The sequence below is a fragment of the Peribacillus kribbensis DSM 17871 genome (assembly GCF_000430765.1).
Taxonomy (GTDB): Bacteria; Bacillota; Bacilli; order Bacillales; family DSM-1321; genus Paraperibacillus; species Paraperibacillus kribbensis.
The window spans coordinates 1-24578 of the sequence record NZ_KE387242.1; the positions used below are offsets into that span (position 1 = coordinate 1).

At 43.3% G+C, this 24578-nt stretch carries 18 protein-coding genes and 2 tRNA genes; 11 read left to right on the forward strand and 9 right to left on the reverse strand.

Going from position 1 to position 24578, the window contains the following annotated elements; translation table 11 throughout:
* Window positions 1-19: 19 nt before the first annotated feature.
* From H539_RS0121935 to H539_RS0121950, 3 genes are all read left to right on the forward strand, one after another.
* Window positions 20-95: transfer RNA gene (locus H539_RS0121935), tRNA-Val, on the forward strand.
* Window positions 96-294: 199 nt separating this feature from the next.
* A tRNA-Met gene (locus tag H539_RS0121945) sits at window positions 295-368 on the forward strand.
* Window positions 369-608: 240 nt separating this feature from the next.
* Complete coding sequence (locus tag H539_RS0121950) at window positions 609-2279, forward strand: ribonuclease J (protein ID WP_026695309.1); 1671 nt, start codon at window positions 609-611, stop codon at window positions 2277-2279.
* 127 nt (window positions 2280-2406) lie between these two features.
* Here H539_RS0121950 and H539_RS0121955 read toward each other — a convergent pair whose 3' ends face one another.
* Window positions 2407-2946 carry a DinB family protein gene (locus tag H539_RS0121955; RefSeq protein WP_026695310.1) on the reverse strand — a complete coding sequence of 180 codons (540 nt, stop codon included), beginning with the start codon at window positions 2944-2946 and terminating at the stop codon, window positions 2407-2409.
* Between the two features lie 207 nt (window positions 2947-3153).
* Window positions 3154-4476, reverse strand: coding sequence for a polysaccharide deacetylase family protein (locus H539_RS0121960; RefSeq protein WP_051348735.1), 1323 nt, complete (start codon window positions 4474-4476; stop codon window positions 3154-3156).
* Between the two features lie 377 nt (window positions 4477-4853).
* On the opposite strand from H539_RS0121960, the gene ppc reads away from it, so the two are divergent.
* Window positions 4854-7613 (forward strand): phosphoenolpyruvate carboxylase, encoded by a 2760-nt coding sequence (gene ppc / locus H539_RS0121965; protein ID WP_425414760.1) that lies wholly within the window; start codon window positions 4854-4856, stop codon window positions 7611-7613.
* An 861-nt stretch (window positions 7614-8474) separates the two neighbouring features.
* On the opposite strand, the gene H539_RS0121970 is transcribed toward ppc, so the two are convergent.
* From H539_RS0121970 to H539_RS0121985, 4 genes are all read right to left on the reverse strand, one after another.
* A complete protein-coding gene (locus H539_RS0121970; protein WP_026695313.1) occupies window positions 8475-9194 on the reverse strand; it encodes a LutC/YkgG family protein in 720 nt (239 codons plus the stop codon).
* The gene (locus H539_RS0121975) at window positions 9194-10621 is read right to left on the reverse strand and encodes a LutB/LldF family L-lactate oxidation iron-sulfur protein (RefSeq protein ID WP_026695314.1); all 1428 of its coding nucleotides are present in this window, start codon (window positions 10619-10621) and stop codon (window positions 9194-9196) included. The genes H539_RS0121970 and H539_RS0121975 overlap by 1 nt, the downstream gene beginning before the upstream one ends.
* Window positions 10622-10666: 45 nt before the next feature.
* Entirely contained in the window at window positions 10667-11383 is a 717-nt protein-coding gene (locus H539_RS0121980; protein ID WP_026695315.1) for a (Fe-S)-binding protein, read from the reverse strand.
* Window positions 11384-11595: 212 nt separating this feature from the next.
* Window positions 11596-12312, reverse strand: coding sequence for a FadR/GntR family transcriptional regulator (locus tag H539_RS0121985; protein WP_026695316.1), 717 nt, complete (start codon window positions 12310-12312; stop codon window positions 11596-11598).
* 274 nt (window positions 12313-12586) lie between these two features.
* Between H539_RS0121985 and H539_RS0121990 the strand changes: the two genes are divergently transcribed.
* From H539_RS0121990 to H539_RS0122005, 4 genes are all read left to right on the forward strand, one after another.
* The gene (locus H539_RS0121990; RefSeq protein WP_026695317.1) at window positions 12587-14281 is read left to right on the forward strand and encodes an L-lactate permease; all 1695 of its coding nucleotides are present in this window, start codon (window positions 12587-12589) and stop codon (window positions 14279-14281) included.
* Between the two features lie 107 nt (window positions 14282-14388).
* Entirely contained in the window at window positions 14389-15801 is a 1413-nt protein-coding gene (gene glcD, locus H539_RS0121995; protein WP_026695318.1) for a glycolate oxidase subunit GlcD, read from the forward strand.
* A complete protein-coding gene (locus H539_RS0122000; RefSeq protein WP_026695319.1) occupies window positions 15798-17135 on the forward strand; it encodes a (Fe-S)-binding protein in 1338 nt (445 codons plus the stop codon). Before glcD ends, H539_RS0122000 begins: the two co-directional genes overlap by 4 nt.
* 242 nt (window positions 17136-17377) lie before the next feature.
* Window positions 17378-17578 (forward strand): cold-shock protein, encoded by a 201-nt coding sequence (locus H539_RS0122005; RefSeq protein ID WP_026695320.1) that lies wholly within the window; start codon window positions 17378-17380, stop codon window positions 17576-17578.
* 196 nt (window positions 17579-17774) lie between these two features.
* Here the strand turns inward: H539_RS0122005 and H539_RS0122010 are convergent, their stop codons facing one another.
* The 3 genes from H539_RS0122010 to H539_RS0122020 all read right to left on the reverse strand — a co-directional run bounded on the left by H539_RS0122010 (window position 17775) and on the right by H539_RS0122020 (window position 21293).
* Window positions 17775-17957 carry a hypothetical protein gene (locus tag H539_RS0122010; protein WP_155890202.1) on the reverse strand — a complete coding sequence of 61 codons (183 nt, stop codon included), beginning with the start codon at window positions 17955-17957 and terminating at the stop codon, window positions 17775-17777.
* Between the two features lie 125 nt (window positions 17958-18082).
* Window positions 18083-19555: a response regulator transcription factor gene (locus tag H539_RS0122015; RefSeq protein ID WP_026695322.1), complete on the reverse strand. Its 1473-nt coding sequence runs from the start codon at window positions 19553-19555 to the stop codon at window positions 18083-18085.
* The gene (locus H539_RS0122020; RefSeq protein ID WP_026695323.1) at window positions 19536-21293 is read right to left on the reverse strand and encodes a cache domain-containing sensor histidine kinase; all 1758 of its coding nucleotides are present in this window, start codon (window positions 21291-21293) and stop codon (window positions 19536-19538) included. The genes H539_RS0122015 and H539_RS0122020 overlap by 20 nt, the downstream gene beginning before the upstream one ends.
* A gap of 182 nt (window positions 21294-21475) precedes the next feature.
* Between H539_RS0122020 and H539_RS0122025 the strand changes: the two genes are divergently transcribed.
* The 3 genes from H539_RS0122025 (at window position 21476) to H539_RS0122035 (ending at window position 24564) form a co-directional block, all read left to right on the forward strand.
* Window positions 21476-22732, forward strand: a complete 1257-nt coding sequence (locus H539_RS0122025; RefSeq protein ID WP_026695324.1) for an ABC transporter substrate-binding protein — start codon at window positions 21476-21478, stop codon at window positions 22730-22732.
* A 69-nt stretch (window positions 22733-22801) separates the two neighbouring features.
* Window positions 22802-23752, forward strand: a complete 951-nt coding sequence (locus H539_RS0122030; protein WP_035323779.1) for a carbohydrate ABC transporter permease — start codon at window positions 22802-22804, stop codon at window positions 23750-23752.
* On the forward strand, window positions 23749-24564 hold the full coding sequence (locus tag H539_RS0122035; RefSeq protein ID WP_026695326.1) for a carbohydrate ABC transporter permease: 816 nt from the start codon (window positions 23749-23751) through the stop codon (window positions 24562-24564). Before H539_RS0122030 ends, H539_RS0122035 begins: the two co-directional genes overlap by 4 nt.
* Window positions 24565-24578: the final 14 nt, after the last annotated feature.

Sequence of the window (24578 nt, forward strand, 5' to 3'; positions counted from 1 at the left end):
CGCTGCCAGGCCTTTATACGGAGGATTAGCTCAGCTGGGAGAGCATCTGCCTTACAAGCAGAGGGTCGGCGGTTCGATCCCGTCATCCTCCACCATTTCTCATATGTGTTACTATTGAGAAACATATGTAAACTTTATATTTTCTTATCATCGCGGGGTGGAGCAACGAGCATTCCTTCGATGAAAAAGCAGCGAGTTGTACCGATTGAGCTGCTTCTTGAAAGACTTACTGAAATCGGGACAGTCCTGGCAGGGACTTAAAGCATATGCGAAACTTTATTTTTTTCTTACCGTCGCGGGGTGGAGCAGTCCGGTAGCTCGTCGGGCTCATAACCCGAAGGTCGCAGGTTCAAATCCTGTCCCCGCAATCAATAGTCCCACTGTTTAACAAGCTGCCGGCATTTTGCTGCAGCTTTTTTTAATGTTTAAAAAGCTTAATTATTCTTCGGTATAGGAACCCTATTAGACAAAAACAGTCCTGATAACGATTTACTCCCCAGCATTCATTTTCATAAGATATCATCCGATCCTTATTCATAATTCTCCTTTAATTGGGCAAGCTATGCTCAAGGTTATTTCGGCATGTTTTCCAGAAGGGAGATTGAACGTTGAGTATATCGCAAAATGCACTGTCCATTTTTGCTCTGGGCGGAGTGAATGAAATAGGAAAAAATATGTATGTCTTGCAGTACTTAGATGATATTGTGGTGATTGATTGCGGAGGCAAGTTTCCGGACGAGACCTTATTAGGGGTCGATTTAATCATTCCTGACATTACCTATTTACAAGAAAATAAGGAAAAGATTCGTGCTTTAATCGTTACACATGGCCATGAAGACCATATAGGGGGTATCCCTTACTTATTAAAACAACTGAAGATGCCTATTTATGCAAGCCGATTGACGATGGGCCTTATTGAAGGCAAGTTAAGAGAACACAAACTGCTGGACAATGAGCTCTTCCTTATCGATTCCGAATCGACTCTTGAATTCGGGCAGATCCGTACAGCTTTTTTCAAAACGAACCACAGTATTCCAGATTGTCTAGGCGTTACGTTTTATACACCTGAAGGAACGGTGGTACATACAGGTGACTTTAAATTTGATCTTACGCCGGTCAATAATCAATACCCTGATATTCATAAAATGGCTAAAATAGGGAGCGAAGGGGTCTTAGTCCTCATCTCTGAAAGTACGAATGCGGAACGCCCCGGTTTTACGCCAACCGAACGAATTGTCGGGGAGCATATCGAAGATGCCTTTATGAAGGCACGCAGAAAAGTGTTTATCTCGACTTTCGCCTCTAACGTCAATCGTTTACAGCAAGTTGTGGACGCGGCTATAAAGACGAATAGAAAGCTTGCATTGCTTGGGCGGAGTATGGTCAATGTAGTTTCCATTGCCATGGAACAAGGGTACTTGAATGTACCGGAAGGCATGTTAATTGAACCAAATGTCATAAACCAAATGAACCCCGAAGAAGTGGCCATTCTTTGTACAGGAAGCCAGGGTGAGCCCATGGCTGCTCTTTCCCGCTTAGCCAGCGGCAATAACCGACAGGTGGAAGTTCTGCCTGAAGATACTGTGATTCTTGCCGCTTCACCTATACCTGGGAATGAACGCAATGTTTCACGGATCATCGATAATTTATTTTTATTGGGAGCAAATGTTATTTATGGCTCCGGAAGTTCTACCGGTATGCACGTATCCGGACATGCCTATCAGGAAGAACTGAAGCTGATGCTTACCTTAATGAAGCCTAAATATTTTATTCCGATCCATGGAGAATATAGAATGCTGCACCATCATCAATTATTAGCGGAGTCTGTCGGAATCAACAAAGAAGACATTTTTATTATAAAAAATGGGGACGTAGTAGATATAAACAATCATACCGCCCGTCAGACCAGACAGGTTCCCGCCGGAAATGTATATGTGGACGGATTGGGAATAGGTGATGTTGGAAACAGTATTTTGCGCGACCGGAAACAGCTTTCTGAGGATGGCATGCTTATCATTGTTATTACCCTTAGTAAAATCGATAATAAGATTATATCAGGCCCGGATACCATATCACGTGGATTCGTATACATGCGTGAATCGGAAGAACTCTTAAAGCAGATCAACAAGCTGACCATTAAATCTGTAAGTGATACACTCAAGAAGAACGGCAGTTCCTGGAACATTCTAAAAAAGGATATAAAAGAGAGAGTAGGGCAATTCGTTTATTCCGAAACGAAGAGAAGGCCGATGATCCTTCCAATATTAATTGAAGTATAACGGTATGGATATCACAGCCAGTCCGTGCTAGATCTACATTAGGTCATCTGAAATGGAAGCAAAAGAGTTGAGCTTGGAAAAATAACTCCAAGCTCAGTCATTGCACCGCCCACTTCCCCTAAAGGTCCTATAGGTTAACAGGGCTTTTTTTACTTACTAGCAATCGCTTAATTAACCTGATTTGTCCGCGGTGGTTTATTTCATCCTCCATTACGTGATACCAGAGCCAATAGTTATTATGAAGAACACCATTGTCCCAGACATTTTCTTCAAACAACCATTCTTCATTTTTTGAACTTAATAATGATAATGTTTTTTCTCTCGTTTCAAACAACACCTTTGTGTAGTAATTGAGAGGTTGGTTTTTAATTCCATCTCTTGCCTTTTCTCCTAGAAACAATGCTGACTCCCATTGGGTATATTCATCGTCATTCAAATCTCTTCCTTCAAATGTTATCACTTGATGAACAAAATCAATCGAGGCGATATGCATTAATAGTGAACCAATAGAATTAGCACCTTTATATGCAATGAAGTCTAAATCAGGCTGACTCAAATCTTTAATATCCTCCAACAATATTCCTCTTGAATATTCAAGCATTGAAACAAGTTCACCCATTTTACCATCAAACCCATCTCTTTGTTTTATTCTAAAATCCACTTTCATCCGCCTCCATTTCTTCTGTACCATTAATCCTATCAGTAAAATAGACAAGAAAAAGACTGAAAAACAAAAATCTTAAATGATATAATTGAATTGACCATAAAAACAAAAGGCAGCCTGAATATTTTTCAGCCTGCCTTTTGTTAATTAGTGGTTAGCTTTACAATCTTTTATCCAAGTAAAATAAGAAATGAAGCTAATTTAGTTGTGCTATTTCAAGCGGGAAGGAGCATAAACCAGTTTGACATCAAAAAATGGTTCTAACACTTTGGTTTTACCTGCTAATTCTTCGGCCATACGCAGCCCATCCACATTAATACGTGCTTGCCGGAAGTAATTCTTTCCTAATTGAGTCCAGGATACCGTTGATGCATCTACATTGCAAAAGTACGTAAAGCCCTGACTCCTTAAATAGGAAAATTTATCATTAGAATATGGCTTCCAGTCACCGATATCACTGCCAAAAGCGAAAATAATCGTGTCTACGGGACCGACAATCGGCTCGACTTCTTTTCTCCATTTGGCGGTATCTCTTTGCAAAGTATTCAAGGAAACCTGGCTTGCATTGAGATGTCCCCAAGTGTGAGAGGCAAACTTCCAGCCATTGTGTTTCATCTCATCCGCCACATTTTTTGCTTTCTGGCGGTCTTCTGCTAGATGCGGATTAGGATGATCACTGTTTTGGCCGTAGGAACTCTCTGAGGTCCGGTATCCCAATACTCCGTTGTAGCCGGTAAGTGCGATAATCCCTTTAGCTCCGCGGTAAGAAAAATCCGGATGGAGATTTACAAAGGCATCCACTAGTGGAACCATATCATAGGGCCCCTGAACGACTTTCCCCGTTTTATCCTGGTATGTATTGGTGACATTCGTATTAGCATCCAGTGTTAAATTTTGGGCAAATCCGTCATTTTTCATATACTCATAATAGCTGACATCATCCTGGGATAAGACCAATGGCTTTTTTCCCTGTGGGAGATAAATGCTCTGATAGACCATATTTCCCTTTGGATCGGGCTTTGCTATATCCTGGATGTTCACTAAGACATATCCTCGATCATATACCTGTTGTAATATCTTTTTAAATTCCTCAATGGTAACCATATAGTCCTTATAGCCCCGATCCATATAATCCCCATCAAATGCCCTCGATTCGTCCACCACCAGGGAATGGAAGAACAAATGAGATATTTTACCGTTATCCGGCCATTTAACCAGATTTTTCTGTTCGTTTTGATAAGTTTGAACAGTACTCTTAATCTCTGGATCTCTTGAATAATTGGATTGATTCAAAAGAGTCATAGCCCTTTGGTAATCGTACTGCTGAGCTGAAAATGCAGCTTGTTCCAAAAGCTTTTTTTTCTCATCTCTTTCTTTCTGTTCTCTTTCCTGTTTTAAAACATCAGTATGGGATTTCTTAATGTGAGTATGAGGGTTTTCATTGACTGTTTCGGTTGTCTTCACTTGATTTTGACAACTACTCATTAAAAAACAAACCAGAAAAATAGGCAGCAGGGTAAGGTGCTTTTTCAAAGAAACCACACTCCCTTTATTTGTGAATGAGGCTGGCAGACATTCTTTAAAATGGAATTCATAGCTAGTTTGTATATACCAACATGCTTAACTCAAATTGTTAATTATTACAAATTATATCATAATATGTCCAAACTATTACATATACAAATTCCCTATTTCCTTAAACGATTAGGGATGGATACCCGATGTAAAAGTCTGGAGACGCGTTCATAGCTTACATAAACCAAAGCTATTCAAAAGGACCCGGAGTTATTCTTGCATTTTGACTTTTTTAAATTTTTTGAAAGGGACTGCTTTGTACTTATCTATCTTGAGCAGTTCATGATATAGTATATAGTAATTTAAGTGATACATAGTGTTGGGAAGGTGGAATGATGGTTTTGGACATACAGTCGAATGATAGCACCCTTCCGCTAAGGCGGGATGTAAAAATGCTTGGGAACATCCTTGGCGAAATCCTCGTTTATAACGGAGGAAGCGAACTCTATGAAAAGGTTGAGAACATACGATTAATGTGTAAGGATTTACGAGATTCTTTTGATAGAAACATCTATGACGTACTGAAAAAAGTCATAAGCAGCCTGGATCCTAAGCTAAGGAAACAGGTCATCCGTGCCTTTGCGGTCTATTTCCATCTAATCAATGCCGCAGAGCAGAACCACCGCATTAGGAGGCGGCGCGAGTATCAAATGACAGAGGATGCCAATAGGCAGCCTGGGTCGATTGAAAGTACGGTACATACACTCAGGGAAAATGGAGTCCGTCCAGATATTATACAGGATGTACTCTCGAAGCTTTCGCTGGAATTGGTCATCACCGCTCATCCTACTGAGGCAACCAAGCGGTCGATTCTTGAGCTTCAGAAACGGATTGCCGGCTTGTTAAATCAATTGGATCACCCGCTCCTGTCAAAAAAGGAGAAAAAGCGGATCGAGGAAAGTTTGTATAATGAAGTGGCAGCCCTCTGGCAGACGGATGAACTGCGGGACAGAAAGCCGACCGTAATTGATGAGGTCCGGAACGGTTTGTATTATTTTGAACAAACTCTATTTGATGTTCTTCCCGATATCCATCGTGAGGTTGAGGAATCACTGGAAGATGCTTATCCGGATGAAACGTGGAAGGTTCCGACCTTTTTAAAGTTCGGGTCATGGATTGGAGGGGACCGGGACGGAAATCCGTTTGTGACAGCTGATATTACTTGGGAAACATTGCTTCTTCAGCGCGGACTCGTGTTGAAAAAGTATAAAAGCGTTCTTGTTGAACTGATGAAGCGTTTCAGCCACTCGACAAATCGGGTCGCGGTAAGCACTGAACTTCTGGAAACCGTTCAGCGTGACGAAGAAGAGTACCTTCCGGAAGAAAAGCGCTGGACAGTGGCGGAAGAACCATACAGGCGTAAATTTGCGGTTATGATCGAACGGATCCGGCAAGCCGAAGAGAATTCCGTGAGCACGGGCTACAAAGAGCCGGCTGAGTTCCTTCGTGATCTTGAAATGATCAAGCGGAGTGTTTATCAGCATCATTCCCATAAGCATGAGTTAAAAATGCTTGAAAAGCTGATCCGGCAGGTGAAACTGTTTGGCTTCCACCTTGCTACACTCGATATACGAAATCATAGCGGAGAACATGAGGCAGCCATCGCGGAGATCCTGCAAAAGGTGATGATTGCCGAGGATTACCGTTCACTTGAAGAGGAACAAAAACAGGAGATCCTTCAGAAGCTTCTCCGTGACCCGCGGCCGGTTTTGCTTTTGCATGAGGATTATTCACAGGAAACGCAGGAAATGATCCGTGTCTTCCAACTGATCAGGGAAGCCCACCGGGAGTTTGGGAAGGATTCCATTTCGGTTTACCTTGTGAGCATGGCTGAATCCGAGAGTGACCTGCTTGAAGTACTCCTTTTGGCAAAAGAAGCGGGCATTTACAGGCTGCATTCTGATGGAACAGTGGAATCGGATCTTAATGTGGCACCTCTTCTGGAAACGATCGACGATTTGATATCAGGTCCTAGAATCATGGAAAACTTATTCAATATGCCGTTGTACCGTGAGCATTTGAACAAGCTTGGCAATCGCCAGGAAATCATGCTCGGGTACTCGGATGGAAGCAAGGACGGAGGCACGCTGACTGCCAACTGGAAGCTGTACAATGCTCAGGTTGAGATACACCGGATGGCGAAAAAGCATTCCATCAGACTGAAGTTTTTCCATGGCCGCGGAGGTTCGCTCGGCCGCGGGGGCGGCCCGTTAAATAGAAGTCTTTTATCACAGCCGGCTGAAACATTTGGTGATGGAATTAAGATTACCGAGCAGGGAGAGGTTCTGTCTTCCCGTTATCTGCTTAAAGACATTGCTTACAGAAGCTTGGAGCAGGCGACTTCAACCATGCTTGAGGTTGCCCGGCATGTCACAGCTGACCAGGAATTGCGGGATCCCCGTTTTGAAAAGGCCATTGAAGAAATTTCTGCAGCTTCTTATGCGAAATATCAGTCACTGGTATTTGAGGATCAGGATTTCTTGACTTATTTTAACCAGGCAACTCCATTAAATGAGGTCAGTAAACTGAACATCGGTTCACGGCCGTCGGCAAGGAAGAACTCGGCGAAGTTTGAAAATCTTCGTGCGATTCCGTGGGTATTTGCCTGGACCCAAAGCAGACAGCTTCTGCCTGGCTGGTATGCGGCGGGGACTGGTCTCGAGAGCTTCGTTACTGCCAAAGGCGAAAACCTCGCTTTATTGCAGGAAATGTATGAAAAATGGCCGTTCTTCCGTTCAACGATTGATAATCTGCAGATGGCCCTGACCAAGGCGGATATCACAACGGCGAAGGAATATGCTGCACTTGTCGAAGACAGCACCATCGGGACAAGGATTTTCAAAAACATTAAAGACGAATATAAAAGGACGAAGAAAATCCTTCTGGCGATTTCAGGCGATTCCGAGCTCCTTGATCATGCACCCAATATCAAGGATTCAGTGAAGAGACGGAACCCATACGTCGATCCGCTGAATTTCATCCAAGTCGAGCTGATCAAGGAATTGCGCAGTAAGGAAGAAGTGGATGATGAACTGATGACTCAGGTCCTGTTAACCATCAGCGGGATTGCTGCAGGACTCAGAAATACAGGCTGAATGGCGGGGCACTTACTATGTAAAAATAAAGATAAGTGAATGTATGTTTTTCTTTTGTTAAGAATAACTTGTCTTTAATGTCACACATAGTTTAAAAATTAGTACATCACTTATAAATTAGTGGTGTACTTTTTTATTTTTATTAGTCCACTCTTAAATGAAAGGAGCTTTATTGTCATTTACACCTTCACTCCTTTTAAAAGTATCTAACTTCCGTGTACTATGTCCAACCATTTTTAAACCAGCGGACATACCTTAAATGATGGGGGTAGTAATAACAAGTATGAGAAGGAGGCAAGAGCCATATGCCGTTTAATCCACCAAGACGTGACAGGAGACCATATCCTCCATCCAGAAGACAGTCTGCTTCCGGCTTCTCACGAAATCGTTCTCAGCAAGCACCATCTTTAGGTTTATCTGGTCATGTAAAATCAATAATGGGACATGTGGGAAAAGTGAGAAATGGAATTAATATGATGAGACAAATAGGATCTATTTTAAAATTCTTTAGATAATCCGATTCAACTAAGAAGCTGTTTTGAAGGGTGAACAGTTTCTTTTTTTGTACCGGCTTTTCAAAACAATATGATGGTTGGAACGAAAATTCGGACATCCAGCTATCCCAGGAGGTCATGGTTCATTATGGTGAAAGCAGAATTAGATAGGGATTATAGCGGGTATGGTTTTAAATCAAGTTTTTGAAATGAAAGAGAGTGGGAGAATCAACCCCAAATTCTTTGAAGAATGAATATTGACCTAGCCGTTTAGAAGGCTATGGGACCATAAAAAGGTCCCATAGGCTTTTTTTATGGTTGTTACCACACAGCCAAATCCACTTATTCATCACTGGATACAACCTGCTTATATATCATCAATAATGATATAAGTCGCTTTGACAGGTCCGTGCACTCCTACCACCAGGTCTAATTCTATATCCGCCGAATTGCTTGGGCCAGTGATGAAGTTGATGCAGGAGGCCACTCTGTGCCCATCCAGATGCTTTTGTCGTATAATTCTGGCTGCCTGGGTTATGCGAGGGACAATGCTGCTCTTCGGAATCAAGGCAATGAAGCACGCAGGCAAAAAACTTACTGTCCTGCCTTTATCCTTGTCGCTTAATAAAACTACGGTGCCTGATTCTGCCAGGGTAATCTCGCTGATGGTGATGCCGATATTAGCTTTTTCGGCATAGCGGATGTTTTCTGCGCCTTGTGTGTAGTCCCATTCATGGACTTCGATATTTTCTTTTGGCCATGCATCCTTCATTAATCGATCAAGGCCCCATTCTGAAAACCTCTGATCCTTCCAGGTCACCACGGGCCCTCCGCCATAGTCCGTCACTATTTTATCGAGGGTGGCTGCTAAATTGTCCAAATTAGCGCTTAACAAGCTGGTATGGATTTTTAGGCATTGGGTTTTCAGTACTTCGACCAATTGGTCGGGAGAAGTGTCAGTCAGCACCTCATCCTGGGGATGGTATTTCCAAGATCGCTGAGGTATAGAATTGGAAATGTCGTTATGGCCTAGACGGGCTGAAATTTGGTTTAAAAACTTTTCTCGGTTCTGAATGGTTCCTTTCATCACTGGTTGCCTCCTTTGTCTCTGTTTTTATACCAATCTCTAAACCTTTCTTTATTTGGTGCAGGGAAATCCCTGATCTCGGTCCAGGCTTTTAATGGGCCCGGCCCTTTTTTAATTTTATCTCCTTGAGTAAATGGATTCATCGCTGCAGGAGCGATTTTCGATCCAAGCTTGTACAGGGAAGGAGACGCTGCACCTAATCCGAATGCTTTCATTGCCAGCTTTTCCGAGATTGGTGCTTGTCCTGTATTTTCAACTATGTTCTGCCGGTGCTTGTGCAGGAGTTGATGGAGCGGGATTTTGACAGGACATACGTCCGTGCACGCTCCGCATAATGTAGATGCATAAGGGAGTTCTTTATAATCCTCATAGCCGCCAAGCAGTGGCGATAATACCGCTCCGATCGGGCCGGAGTAGATCGAGCCATATGAATGTCCGCCGACATGGCGGTAAACGGGACAGGTATTGATGCACGCGGCACAACGAATGCATTGAAGGATGGACTGGAATTCACCGCCAAGGATTTGTGAGCGCCCATTATCCACGATGACAAGGTGAAATTCTTCAGGTCCATCCACATCGAATTCCTCCCTTGGGCCAGTCAGTACTGTAATATAACTGGTGAGCTTTTGACCAACCGCACTTCTGGTAAGCAGGCTTACGAGAACTTCCAATTCCTCGAAGGTAGGTACGAGACGCTCCATTCCCATTACGGTAATCTGCGTTTTTGGCAATGCCGTAACCAGATCTGCGTTTCCCTCATTTGTAACCAGGCTGAATGAGCCGGTTTCCGCCACGGCAAAGTTGCACCCCGTAATGCCTATATCGGCCGAAAGAAATTCCTCGCGGAGCTTTAGGCGTGCATGTCCTGCAAGTTCCTCCGGCTTTGATGTTTTTTGATATCCAAGTCTTTCCGCAAACACGTCCCGGATCTGTTCTTTGTTTTTATGAAGCGCAGGTACAACGATATGGGAAGGGGGATCATGATCATCAACCTGGAGAATATATTCTCCGAGGTCTGTTTCAATTACCTCGCACCCAGCCTGTTTTAAGCAGTCGTTCAAAGCAATTTCCTCGGTAACCATTGACTTAGCTTTGACTACTTTTTTTGCATTTTTTCTTTTGACGACGTCCTGGATATATTGATTTGCTTCCTCTCCGGTTTGTGCAAAGAAGACATGGCCTCCTCGGCTGGCGATATTCTCGCTAAGCTGCTGTAAATAATAATCTAAATGTTCAAGAACATGCTGGCGGATTTCTTCCCCATGGGATCTCCAGTCCTCCCAGTTTCCGAGTTCTTCTGCAGCATCATTGCGCCGGGTGCCCATCCTTTCCTGGGCACCAGCTACGGCACCCCGCATAAATGAATCATGGATGCCTTGGTCTACACGTTCCTTGAAATCGCCTGTACCAATTTTCATTGTCATAAGAATCCTGCTCCTTCACTGTATATGTTGACAAATGCTGCGTATTTATCGGCTGTTTAACACTTCGGCAATATGCATGACTTTAATAGGTTTTCCCGTCCGGTCAATCCGTCCGCCGATATTCATCATGCAGCCGGCGTCAGCGCCAATCAAATAATCGGCCCCAGTCTCCTCAACATGTGTAACTTTTTCATCGACCATCTGCTCAGAAATCTGAGCCATCTTGACCGAGAAGGTGCCCCCAAAACCGCAGCATTGCTCTTTACCCGGCAGTTCTGTATATTCCAGTCCCTTCACATTATTCAATAGAATCATAGGGGCTGATTTTACACCCAGCAATCTTGTCATATGGCATGAGGTATGATAGGTGGCTTTACCGTTTAGCTGTGCCCCGACATCTTCGATATGTAACACATCGACAATAAACTGCGTTAATTCGTATGTCTTTTCGGCGAGCTGCTGTGCCAGCAGCCCCCATTCATGATCCTCTTTAAAGATATGTGGATACTCCTTAAACATAGCAACACAGGATCCTGATGGTGAAACAACATATTCGGCATTTTGGAATGTACGGATCATCCTTTTCATGGCTTCTTTGGATTCTCGTACGTATCCGCTGTTGTATGCAGGCTGCCCGCAGCAGACCTGGCTTTCGGGAAAAATAATCTCACATCCAAGACGTTCCAGCAGCTCCACTGTTGCTTTTCCTACATTGCTTTGAAACATGTCAACAAGACAGGTTGCAAAAAGGGTTACTTTCATTGTTAAACCTCTCCTTGGGTAACGGATTCTTTCTGGGCGTGCAAACTATTATAGAGAACAGGTCATCAGATGACTTGTTTAAAAAATAAAAATTCAAAATTATTTTACTACATATTTAATAAAATTTGAAAGGGTTTGCATTCCTATTTTAAAAAACCACCTTTTAACATTTGTTAAAAAGGTGGTGCCTGTAGCTGCTTTCATATTCCCGATTAAGATTGAAAAATATTTTTATGAAGGACATTCTCTACATTTTCGATATGCTGGTGCATGATGGAGCGTGCCTTCTCCGGATTTTGTTCTTTTATGGCATTATAGATCGCTGCATGTTCTTCATAAAGCCGGTCTGCAGTGGCCTGTTTTGAAAAAAGCCAGAGGTCTCTGGTTTCCTTTATGGTTTCCGCCATCATTCCGGATACATGGTTCATGAGGCTGCTTAAAAGCGGGTTTTTAGAGCCTTCTGCAATAGCTAGATGAAACTTGACATCTGCTTGCTCACTGAGCTTTTCGTTCCCGCTTGATTGCTTCATTTCCTTCAATGCATGTTCCATATCAAGAAGGTTGGAGTCAGATCTTTTTTGGGCCGCAGAATATGCTGTTCCGACTTCAAGGATTTTTCTTACCTCGAGCAGGTGGGCGATGTCTTCCTTATTCATTAAAATGGCAGCTGATACAGGATAAGCAATGTGATCCGTTTCGAATTGCTTGATATATGTTCCTTCACCTTGCCTGATTTCAATGAGTCCCATGGCCTTTAGGGATGTCAGGGCTTCTCTTATGGCCGAGCGCCCAACCTGAAAGTGGGAGGCGAGCTGCTCGACTGAATCTAGTTTTTCGCCCGGTTTTAAATTGCCTGACCGAATCATATCATGAATGGCTTCAGCAACCTGCTCATATATTTTTTTGGGCTTGATTTTCTTATATTCCAACAGATAGCCTCCAAACGAACAATGATGGGTAATTTTCTACTGATATTATACACTGTTTTGGGAGATGAGGAGAACAGATTCTTACTAATGTTGGAAAAAAGCCCCATAGATAAGGGGTAAATGAAAAATATAAAAATAGTTGAAAATTTTGAAAATGCTATTTATACTCTTTTTAAGCAGATGGGTAATCACCTAGTCATCAGATGACCATACATTTGAAAGCGATTACTTTAAGTGAAGGAGCATGTTTGTACAAAATTAAAGGAGGAACCTTATGTCATTTCAGCAGAATTTCACCGCCGTAGGAGATAATCTCGCACTCTCCTCGATTATTGCCCTGATTCCTATCTTATATTTTTTCTGGGCACTGGCAATTAAACGAATGAAAGGCCATATTGCAGGACTTACAACACTTATCGTGGCCTTGCTGACTGCCGTTCTGGCTTTTAAGATGCCGGCAGGAATGGCTGTAATGTCAGCCACTCAGGGAGCCGTTTACGGTATATTGCCAATCGGATGGATCATCATCACTTCTGTTTTCTTGTATAAGCTAACCGTGAAGACCGGCCAGTTTGACATTATTCGGAATTCAGTATTATCCATTACAGAAGACCGCCGGATCCAGGCATTGTTGATAGCATTCTCGTTTGGAGCCTTCCTTGAAGGGGCTGCAGGCTTTGGGGCCCCGGTGGCGATTTCGGCAGCACTTTTGGTTGGGCTGGGCTTTAATCCCTTATTTGCAGCAGGGCTGTGCCTAATTGCCAACACCGCTCCTGTTGCTTTTGGGGCAATCGGTATTCCTGTAATCGCAGTGGAGGGACCAACAGGTGTCCCGGCGATGGAAATATCTAAGATGATCGGCCGACAGCTTCCATTTATCTCCTTTTTTATACCTTTTTATTTAGTAGTGATCATGGCAGGTTTTAAAAAAGCAATGGAAATCATTCCAGCTATTTTAGTCTCTGGAGTTTCCTTTGCATTGACACAGTATATAACTTCCAACTTTCTTGGACCTGAACTGCCCGATATTCTTTCAGCTCTCGTCTCCTTGTTCGCAATGGTGATTTTCTTGAAATTCTGGAAACCGAAGACTGTCTTCCGCTTTCCGGGGGAGCAGGAAATGGCTGCTACTGTAGCCTTCGATGCAGCTGTAAGCAGCAAGAAGCAGTATACCAAAGGACAGGTGTTTAAGGCATGGTCTCCGTTCCTGGTACTGACTGGAATGATCTCCCTTTGGGGGGTTCCCGTCTTGAAGCTTGCTTTAACAGGGCACTATGAAGGGAGCAGTGCCATATTAAAAGTGGTTAATTCCTTGGGACATGCCTTAACCTTTGCCCCGGAAGTACCTGCTTTGAATAACAAAGTCATCAATACTGTTGGTGATGCCATCGCTGCCGTTTATAAGCTTGAATTTTTAGGGGCGGCAGGAACTGCGATTTTAATTGCGGCCATTATTACGAAGTACATCATGGGAATCTCTTGGAAAAACTGGGCTTCCATTTTCGGCGAGACACTAAGTGAGTTGAAATTTCCGATACTTACCATTTGCTCAGTGGTAGGCTTTGCCTATGTGATCAACGCTTCAGGCATGAGCACTACGCTTGGGATGGCACTTGCCAAGACAGGATCGTTATTGTTTCCGTTCTTTGCTCCATTTCTTGGCTGGCTCGGGGTTTTCATTACTGGCTCGGATACGTCAGCAAACCTTTTATTTGGAAACCTTCAGAAGATTACAGCAGAGTCGATAGGTATGAACCCCATACTTGCGATTGCAGCAAACTCTTCAGGAGGGGTTGCTGGAAAGATGATATCACCGCAATCGATTGCAGTGGCCTGCGCAGCTGCAGGACTAGCGGGAAAAGAATCAGACTTATTCCGTTTTACAGTAAAGCACAGTTTGTTTCTCGTAGCCTTAATAGGAATCATAACATTCTTGCAGAATACGGTTCTTTCTTGGATGATTCCTTAATTCACTGCATATAGAATGAGTTTTAGAAAACCGTTTAGCGGTTGTAAATAGGGATGCATTTGATACTTGGCAATCAATACGTTTAATACAGAAATGGGGGAGTAGAATTGCTGGCTATCCTAGTGAAAGAAAAAATAATTGCCGTTGTGACGAGTGAGAATTTCGATGATTCAAAAACAGGGCGGCTCGTTTATTCATATGATTCCACACCGAATTATCAAGCGCTTCCAGATGCAGTTGTCAGCCCAAGAAATACGGCAGAGGTAGCGGAAATTGTTAAGATTTGTAATGAACATCAGATCCCCATTGTTCCGCGGGGCTCCGGCACCAACCTATGCGGCGGCACCTGCCCTCTTGAAGGAGGGATTGTGATGCTGTTTAAGCATATGAATAAAATCCTTGAAATTGATGAAGAAAATTTAACTGCGACCGTACAGCCAGGGGTCATTACATATGATGTAATTACTGCAGTAGAATCAAAAGGTCTATTTTACCCGCCTGACCCGGGTTCCATGAAAATCTCGACAATCGGCGGCAACATTAATGAAAACTCCGGCGGTCTTCGCGGTTTGAAGTACGGTGTTACAAGGGATTACGTCATGGCCCTGGAAATTGTACTGCCTAACGGGGAGATTATCCGTACAGGCGGAAAGCTAGCCAAGGATGTAGCAGGTTATGACTTTACCCGTCTTTATGTCGGATCTGAAGGGACACTTGGAATTGTAACGGAGGCAACCTTAAAGCTTATTCCGATTCCGGACGCAAAAAAGACGATGCTCGCTCTATATCAGGATATGGAAGCAGCTGCGAGATCCGTTTCCAAGATCATTGCAAATAAAATCATACCGGCCACGCTGGAGTTCCTTGATCAGCCGACTTTAAAGGTAGTAGAAGACTACGCCAGAATTGGTCTCCCGACAGATGTAAAGGCGGTTCTATTAATTGAACAGGACGGCCCACCAGAAGTAGTGGAACGGGATATTATAAAAATTTCTGAGATTTGCAGGCAGGAAATGGCGGTATCTGTTCAAATCGCTCAGTCTGAAACAGAAGCCGAGGCTTTACGGACAGCTCGAAGGACGGCCCTTTCGGCACTTGCCCGCCTAAAGCCGACGACCATACTTGAAGACGCGACCGTACCCAGATCAGAAATCGCAAAAATGGTGAAAGCGATCAATGATATTGCCGCTAAATACAAATTAGATATCTGTACATTCGGCCATGCAGGGGATGGGAATCTGCATCCGACATGCCCGACTGACGCGCGGAACCATGAGGAAATGGAAAGAGTGGAAAGAGCTTTTGCCGAGATTTTCGAAAAAGCCATTGAACTTGGCGGAACGATTACGGGTGAGCATGGCGTCGGCGTCATGAAATCCCCTTACCTTGAGTTAAAGCTTGGAAAAGCAGGGATCGCTGCCATGCAGGCTGTAAAGAACGCATTGGATCCCAATCATATCATGAACCCCGGGAAAGTATTCATGGACGATAGCAGAAAGCGGGTGAAGGTGGGACAATGACTAAGCTTCAAGAACAGCAGACGATACAAAAACAATTTAATGAGCGTATGAATCAGGAAGAACTCCTGAATTGTATGAGGTGCGGCTTTTGCCTTCCATCCTGCCCGACATATATTGAATCGGGTTTCCAGGAATCACACTCGCCGCGGGGCAGGATTGCCTTGATGAAGGCAGTGGTCGACGGGCTGATCGAACCGGATGAGGATTTTGAGAGATCACTTGACCTGTGCCTGGGCTGCCGGGCTTGTGAACCAGTCTGCCCATCCGGCGTTAATTATGGTCAGCTTTTGGAAGAGGCAAGGGATATCGTGAACCAGAACAAAAGGCATTCATTGCCAGTCAGAGCGGTAAGGAAGGCTGTTTTTGAGGGATTATTCCCCCATCAAAATCGAATAAAAAACTTAACTGGCTTGATTGGGTTTTATCAGCGTTCCGGTTTGCAGAAGGCGGCAAGAAAAACCGGCATCATGAAGCTATTGCCTGAAAATCTTGCTGCCATGGAGAAGGTGCTTCCACCCGTCCCCACAATGAAGGAAATGAAAAACCGTCCTGAACATTTGCCATCCATCGGAACACAGACAGCCAGGGTTGCTTTCTTCAGCGGCTGTTTAATGGATACGGTTTTTCTTGAAACCAATAATGCCACGATGAAGCTGCTGCAGCTTGCCGGATGTGAAGTGGTCATACCTAAAGGACAGTCCTGCTGTGGAGCCCTTCACGGACATAGCGGGGAAAAGGAAAGTGCAAGGGGGCTGGCGAAAAAAAACATTCAGGCATTTGAAGATTTGAATGTGGACTTTATTATCACGAACGCCGGCGGCTGTGGGGCATTCCTGATGGATTATGATCACTTGCTGAAGGATGATCCGCTCTGGAAGGAACGAGCGGCCGCTTTTAAAGAAAAAATTAAGGACATCGCGGAGGTACTCGTTGCTGCAGGTTTCCATGAGAAGGTTAAATTGGAGCTGCCGCCACAGGTGGTTACCTATCAAGACTCCTGCCACCTAAGGAATGTGATGAAAACCGCATCGGCTCCAAGGCTGCTTATTCAATCCATAAAAGGTGTGGAATTCAAGGAAATGCAGCAAGCCGATCGCTGCTGCGGCTCAGCTGGAATCTATAATATTATTGAATCCGAAATGTCGATGAGATTGCTTGATTCAAAGATGGTCCATGCAAAAGCCACACATGCATCTACAATTGTTACAGCCAATCCGGGCTGCCTGCTTCAAATGAAGCTTGGCATAGAGCGGGAAGGACTTGCTGCAAAAATGAGAGGAGTTCACTTAGTAGACCTGCTGATGGAAGCAGTGAAGAAAGAGGCGGTCGTTTAGGTTGACAGCGTATTGGAACCTGCCATTTTTTTTGGTTAGCATAAAAAGGCTTTAAGCCTGGCTGCAAAAGTAAAAAGCCTAATTGTCCTTATAAGGATTGCAATTGCATGTGTTTACTGGTATGATAAAGAAGAATTATTTTTGTTCGGTGTAAATGTACGAGTTTCCACTTTTCGTCTTGAGAATCACTTTGGGCAAGGATAGTAATACATTGTGTGGGAACACACTGGGAGGCAACAAAAATGGAACAAGGTACAGTAAAATGGTTTAACGCAGAAAAAGGTTTCGGATTCATCGAGCGTGAAGGTGGAGAAGACGTATTCGTACATTTCTCAGCTATTCAATCTGAAGGTTTCAAATCTTTAGACGAAGGCCAAAAAGTTACTTTCGACGTTGAGCAAGGTGCTCGTGGAGCTCAAGCTGCTAACGTTCAAAAAGCATAATTTCAGCTGACATATACAAAACAGGTTCTTTCATTAGAGCCTGTTTTTTTTATATGCTTTTGTCCAATAAAAAACCCTGCTCAGCGTTCGAGCAGGGATGGAACAGGTAATATAAAAGGTTTAAGCTAAAAGGTTTGTTTAAAGTATACCATACTATTGCTTCTATGCGGTGATTCCCGGTGATTTATTTTGTTCATTAGATAAGGGCGATTTTAGTAATGGAAATGTTCTGGCTCAAAATCCCTTCCTTTCTTGTAATTTGTTTCCTCCCCAGCTTCATGATTTCATACGTGTCACCAACAGAGTTAACGATCACGCTGCTATTAATATCATCACTGTTGTGTTTATTTATGGAATAGAATACTCTGTAATTATTCAAGGCAGACTCCTTTTTACGCTCATATTTTATAAGTAGTTTGCCCATAAATGAAAAAAAATCGCACATCATTGAAAGAAGATCTTAAAATGTGCCTTCACTCCTGGTCCTGAACCATTGTCTATTTTCTATTTCCTAATGGCCCTCTGAAACTCCGAAGGATAGCAGCCAATAATCTCTGTGAATAGCTTGGTAAAATGTCTTGTGCTGTAATAGCCAACTGTTTCTGCGACTTTTTGAATTTTATTATTGGGGTCTGCAAGAAGTTCCTTTGCTTTTAGGATTCTGATTCTGGTTAAATATTTGATGAAGGTGATGCCAATCCTTTTATGAAATAAGGTGCTTAAGTAATTCGGTGTCACATGAAGCTCCTGTGCAATCTGTCCAATTCCTATATTATCCATATAATTTTCTTCCACATATTTGATCACCTGGTCCACTAAAAATTGGCTTCGGTCCTCATCTGTACTATGCTCTTTCAACAGGTTATCCCCGCACTTCATCAACGCAGCAGCCCACTCTGTAGGTAATTGTTTCGCTCTCAGGCTGCATGGGATGACACAGTTTAGGAATTCCCTGACTCTTTCTTGTACGGAGTCAGAATCAATTGTAAGTATGTATTTTTCAACGTCATCAATCGTTTTCATATAGGTTAAGGATGATTTAGCCTGATAGGAATCTGATAATTTAATGAGTGCGGAGACCAGTCGATAATAAGCCGGGTCTTTTTTTAGCTTATTTAGTTGTTCGGCGTTAATGATCTTTTTTAATCCGCCTATAGTTCTAAAAGGAGCGATGTCCCTTAATTCAGAGATCATGTTCTTGCTGTTTTCCAGACTTGAGTATGTACCGATCAGGATTGTCACAGAAAAATCATCCTTGCAGAAGTCTTGAAGGATTTTCTGGATTTTGGCTAAGGATGTTGGGAGGGATTTGTCTCTTATTTTATCTTGGTATATATCACCGACTGTAATATATGCAAATTCGTTGTGGGACAGTGGAAAAAAAGCGGACCTGGATTGGGATTCCTCTGTAATCTGCTGGACGTGGCTGCAAAAGCTGGATAATGCCTCTGCTTTTTTTGCCTCCTCTAATCGGCTGTCGATTACAACTAAGGCATGATGCAGCTCCGTATGCTGAAGGTTCCGGCTCAGTTCATTTACCGTTTTAACACCGTGGAAAAGGGCACTCATATCATGTTCAAATTCTTTATTTACTTTTGTCCGGTATTCCTGCTGTGCCTTAAAGGTTTTTTCGAGACTGGCCTGCAGATCCTCTGGGCTGACTGGCTTTAGCAGATAACCCGATGCACCCAGTCTGATGGCTTCCTGGGCGTAGCTGAATTCGGAATATCCGGTTAAAATGATCCATTGAGTAGCGGGAGAAAGGACCTGGCCGCACTTAATGGCTTCCAGGCCTGTTAACCCGGGCATCTGGATATCGACAAAGGCAAGGTCCGGCTGAAACGATTTTACTTTTTCCACCATTTCTAATCCGTTTGCCGCTTCTTCAATGTCTTGAGGGAAACAATCCAGTTCTTCGAGAATGCTTTTTAGGCTCTCCCGGATCAGCCATTCGTCATCAGCTAATAAGATTCTCATTTTTTCTCACTTCCTTCGCTGGAATTTTTATGATTACGGCCGCGCCTTTCCCTTCCGCGCTGTCAATGATGAATTGCGGGTTTTGGTAGAGCAGATCCAGGCGGTCCCGTACATTGGAAATGCCGATACTGGTACCCTTGCTTTTACTCATTCTTTCTGGATTGAACCCAATGCCATCGTCTTCTATCCTGATGGATAGAAACTTCTCATGATTCTCTGCTGCAAGTCTGGCACTGACCGTCAGCCTGCATGGCTTAAAGGATGGTTCTATCCCATGAATGATGGAATTCTCAACAAAAGGCTGAATGATCAGCTTGGGAATCAGATAATTCGCTAATTCTTCATCATAGTAAAACTCCACAGTCAGCCGGTCTTGAAAGCGTAATTGTTGCAGGCGGCAGTAGCTCTGCAGCAATTCAAAGGAATCCCGGACCGTGGTCCATTCCTCCTGGCCCATGCTATATCTTAGAAGCTGGCTTAAGGATAGGATGGCCTTTTCTAATGTTTTGCGGTCTCCTATCCGATTTAGGGCGATGAATCCAGAGAGTGTATTAAATAAGAAATGCGGCTGGATCTGTGATTGCAGTGCGCGAAACTCAGCGTTTCGCTGCTTGATTACCGCCCGGTATTCACGGTTGATCAACTCATTAATCCTGCTGATCATCGCATTGAAGGAGTTTCCAAGATGGGTGATTTCATCATGGCCGCTTGTATGGATCCTCACATCTAAATCTCCCCGTTCGACCTTTTTCATGACCTTCATCATCATTCTGAATGGCTTCACAATCCAGCGGGATAAAATGGAGAATAACATCAGTGTAAGAATCAGCCCGCCAATGGCAAAAAGAATAGCTGTGAAATAAAACCATTTGACCTTCTGTGATAGCTCCGATTTTGACAGGAGGACGACGATTTTCCAGTCAGCCGGCTGTACCACCTTTGAAACTAAAACATATGTATCTCCTTTGCCTTTAATCGTCGTTTTGCCGCTTTTGATTTGTTTTAATACGTCTTTGGAAAAGGGATGGTTGGAATAAAATAATTCATTGTCTTCGTTTAATACGGCTGCAAATGATTTAACATTAAACTTAAGATTGCCAAGAATATCGTCTAAAACGGCTGTGTCCGAATCCGCCATTATCACGGCGAGCGGCTTGTGTGTTTCTGGGTCTCTGATCTGACGGGCTACAGAAAATACTTTTTTAGCTGCAGGCGTTACAAGATAATTTTGCTCATGCGTGCCGATAAAAGCAGCTTTGCCGTCAAGGGAAATGGTACGGTGGTACCAATCCTGCCTTGTAAATGGAAAGTACGGGACGGAGCTGGAGAGTGAAGTGTTTTCGATATAAAGAGAGTTATCAGTTGTAAGCATGATCGTGCCTACAATGTCTTTCCGTAAATTTTGAAAATTGGTAGATAGTGAGTATGAAAGAGTTTTTTCAACAAACATTTTTGTAGCAAGGTCCGCCTTAGGATAATCAGCAGAGGCTTTAGTTTCCAAGGCGTTCATGAAAGAGTCGTTAAAGTAGGGGACGATCGTTATTCTTTCCAGGTCTTCCAAATAGGTTTCAATGTTCCTGCCGGCCGACGTTACGGTTGTTTCGGTAAGGGTCTCTGTTTCTTTTTCCATCAGGTCCTGATAGTAAAAGGGCATTAAAAAAGAGATAATCAGGACTGGGACAATGATGGTCAGCACATAAAAGATGGTTAGTTTCGATTGAAGGGATGATAGTTTCATAAGTTTTGCCCGCCTTTATCTTTATCTAAAAGAATAAGAGAAGCAAAATATCTTGTCAACAGTAAAAATAAGCGCTTTCAGTGTAGATTTGGTACATTTGAAAGCGGTTTCCTAGGTGATACACTTTTATCAACAGCAGAAAATCATGCTGAGTAAATAAGAAAAAAGAGGGGGAAGCAGCAATGAAAAAAAGCCTGATGATTGTGATGATTGTATTATTGAGCATTGGCATTTTCGGATGTTCAAACGGATCGGATAAGACAAATGCAAGCGGAGGCTCAGTCAAATTGACTGTTGCGTCATCGACAGCCGACCAGGGAATGAAAACAGCCCTGACGGACGTGGTCAAAGCGTTTGAAAAAGAAAACCCGGATATAAAGGTGGATCTGCAATTTCCAGGTTCAAACTATGAAAATATCTTAAAAATGAAAATGGCTTCCAATGACCTGCCAGATTTGTTTGATACCCACGGCTGGGCCATCAAGCGTTATGGAAACTATCTGGCTGACCTTAGCGGAGAGAAATGGGCCGCAAATCTATCAGATACAATTAAACCCGTTATTACGGATGATAAAGGCAAGTTATATGCTCTGCCGCTAAATGAAGCGAAAGAAGGCGTCCTTTATAATGTTGATGTCTTGAAAAAGTATAACATTGAAATTCCAAAAACCTTCGATGAACTGGTCGCTGCTTCTGAAAAGATTGTCAAGGAAAGCAAGGGTGAGGTGACGCCATTCTACTTTGCTGCACTTGACTCCTGGACCATCGGCCAATACTTTGATTATTTCGCCAATCCATTATTAATCAGTCCGAAGCAGAATGAAGCAGAGGCCTTGCAGAACGGATCCTTCGACTGGACAAAATGGACATTCCTTCCGGAAAATTTCAAGAAATTCTATGATAAAAAACTCATCAATCAAGACATGCTGACTGCCAAATATGTGGATGAAGCAAAACTATTTGCCGAGAATAAATTGGCATTCGCCCTTCACGCTCCTGCCTCCATCGCAGATGTGAAGAAAATCAATCCAGATGCAAAGATGGGAGTATTCCCGATTCCATCGATAAAAGCAGGCGATGAGCCGACATTCGTAGGTGGCGAGCGTTTCACATTAGGCTTGTGGAAAGACACAAAGCATGCAAAAGAAGCTAAAAAGCTGCTTGATTTCATAGCCAAAGAAGATAATATCAAGAAAATTTCTGATACCACGCTTGCTCCTGCTCCATTTAAAGGTATTACCGCTGGCGGAGAATTTGCCCCTTTCTATGATCAATATAAGCAGAACCGTGTACTGCCGTACTTTGACAGGCTATATCTGCCAAACGGAATGTGGGATGTCATGTGTACGCTCGGGCAGGATCTGATCGCTGGCAATATTACTCCAAAAGAGTACTCGTCCAAGATGAAAGCGGAAGTTGAGCGTTTGAGTAAGAAATAAGAAGGAACCGGAAGGGGGAGAGCGATCTCCCCTTTATTACCAGCCAAACTAAAGAGGGGAGAGCTTGACATGCAGACCGAATTAAGCCATAAAAGCGAGATCTCCACGATTCGGGACCATAACGTTATAAATGTGAAACTCCGTAAAAAAAAGGTGAAGTCCGTTTTCTGGATCAATTTATTATATTTGCCGGCACTTCTATTGTTTTGTGTTTTTATTTTTTATCCGTTCTTTAAGGGTATTGTCATATCTTTTACAAACTGGGATGGGTATTCACAGGATTACAGCTGGATCGGCCTCGAAAATTATAAAAGAATGCTGGCCGATACAAATATAGGCACGGTCATTAAGAATACTCTTATCTATGGAGTAGGAAGTACTGTTTTACAGAATTTGATAGGGCTCATGTATGCGCTCCTGCTCAACCAAAGCCTCAAAACAAGGGGACTTACAAGGACCATCGTCTATCTGCCCGTCATTATCAGTCCACTGATCATGGGGTACATATGGTATTTTATTTTTCAATTCAATGGCGGGGCGCTGAATGACATTATCCTGCTGTTCAGGGATAAGCCTGTCAACCTGCTATCCATGCCGGATGTGAATGTTTGGATCATAACCTTCGTCAATACGTTTCAATTTCTTGGGATTGCCATGACGATTTACCTCGCCGGTCTTCAGTCCATTCCTACAGATTATTATGAAGCAGCAAGTCTGGATGGAGCATCGAGTTTTTCGAAATTCAGGCATATTACATTGCCCATGCTGGCACCTTCCATCACCATCAACATTGTTTTAAATATCATCGGCGGTCTTAAGCTTTTCGATGTGATTGTCGCCATGACTAACGGCGGCCCCGGTTATGCATCTCAGTCCTTGTCGACCATGATGTATCAAACCTACTTTGCCCGCCAGGATGCGGGGTACGCTGCTTCAATCGGCAACCTGATGTTTGTCCTGATCAGTATCATCAGTTTGGCTGCACTTGTTTATTTACGGAGAAGGGAGATTGCCCGATGAAAAGCAAGAAATCACTGGTTCTTATCCTGTCCATCATCATCAGTATTTTTCACATGATCCCTTTGTATCTGCTAGTAAGCACAGCCTTTAAGAATGACAGTGACACTAGTTCGAAATGGAGGCTGCCCGATTATGTATTTACCGGGAATTTCAAAAATGCCTGGGAAAATGCTCATTTAGGCAGTGCCTTTTTCAATAATATCGTTATTACCGTTACAAGCGTGATTCTTGTCGTGATTATCGGTGCCCTCGCTTCTTATCCATTGGCAAGGTATCAGACCAAGCTGAACAAATTCATGTACATCGTATTTATTTCAGCCTTGATCGTCCCGCCGCTGACCATTCTTGTTCCTCTGTATCAGTTTATCGTCGATCTTGGAGGGCTGAACTCTTATTGGGCCATGATTGCCTTGAATGTAACCTTTAACCTGCCGATTACAATCTTCTTGTATACCGGTTTTATCGGGACGATTCCCCGTGAGCTGGATGAGGCAGCCATGATTGATGGAGCCTCCCGGATCGGTCTGTTTTTTAAAATCATTCTGCCGCTCTTAAAGCCGGTGACGGTGACAACCATTATTTTATCTGGTGTGGCGGTATGGAATGATTATCAGTTTTCGGTATTTTTCCTTCAGGATAGTGAGAGGCTGACGATCACCGTCGCCCTTTCCCAGTTCTTCTCTCAATATAACAACAACCTAGGCTGGGTAGCGGCCGGTTCTTTGTTAGGAATGCTTCCGCTTACCATTCTTTATCTGTTCCTGCAGCGGTATTTCATTCAAGGCTTGTCTGCCGGGGCGGTTAAAGATTAATAGTGCACGATTAT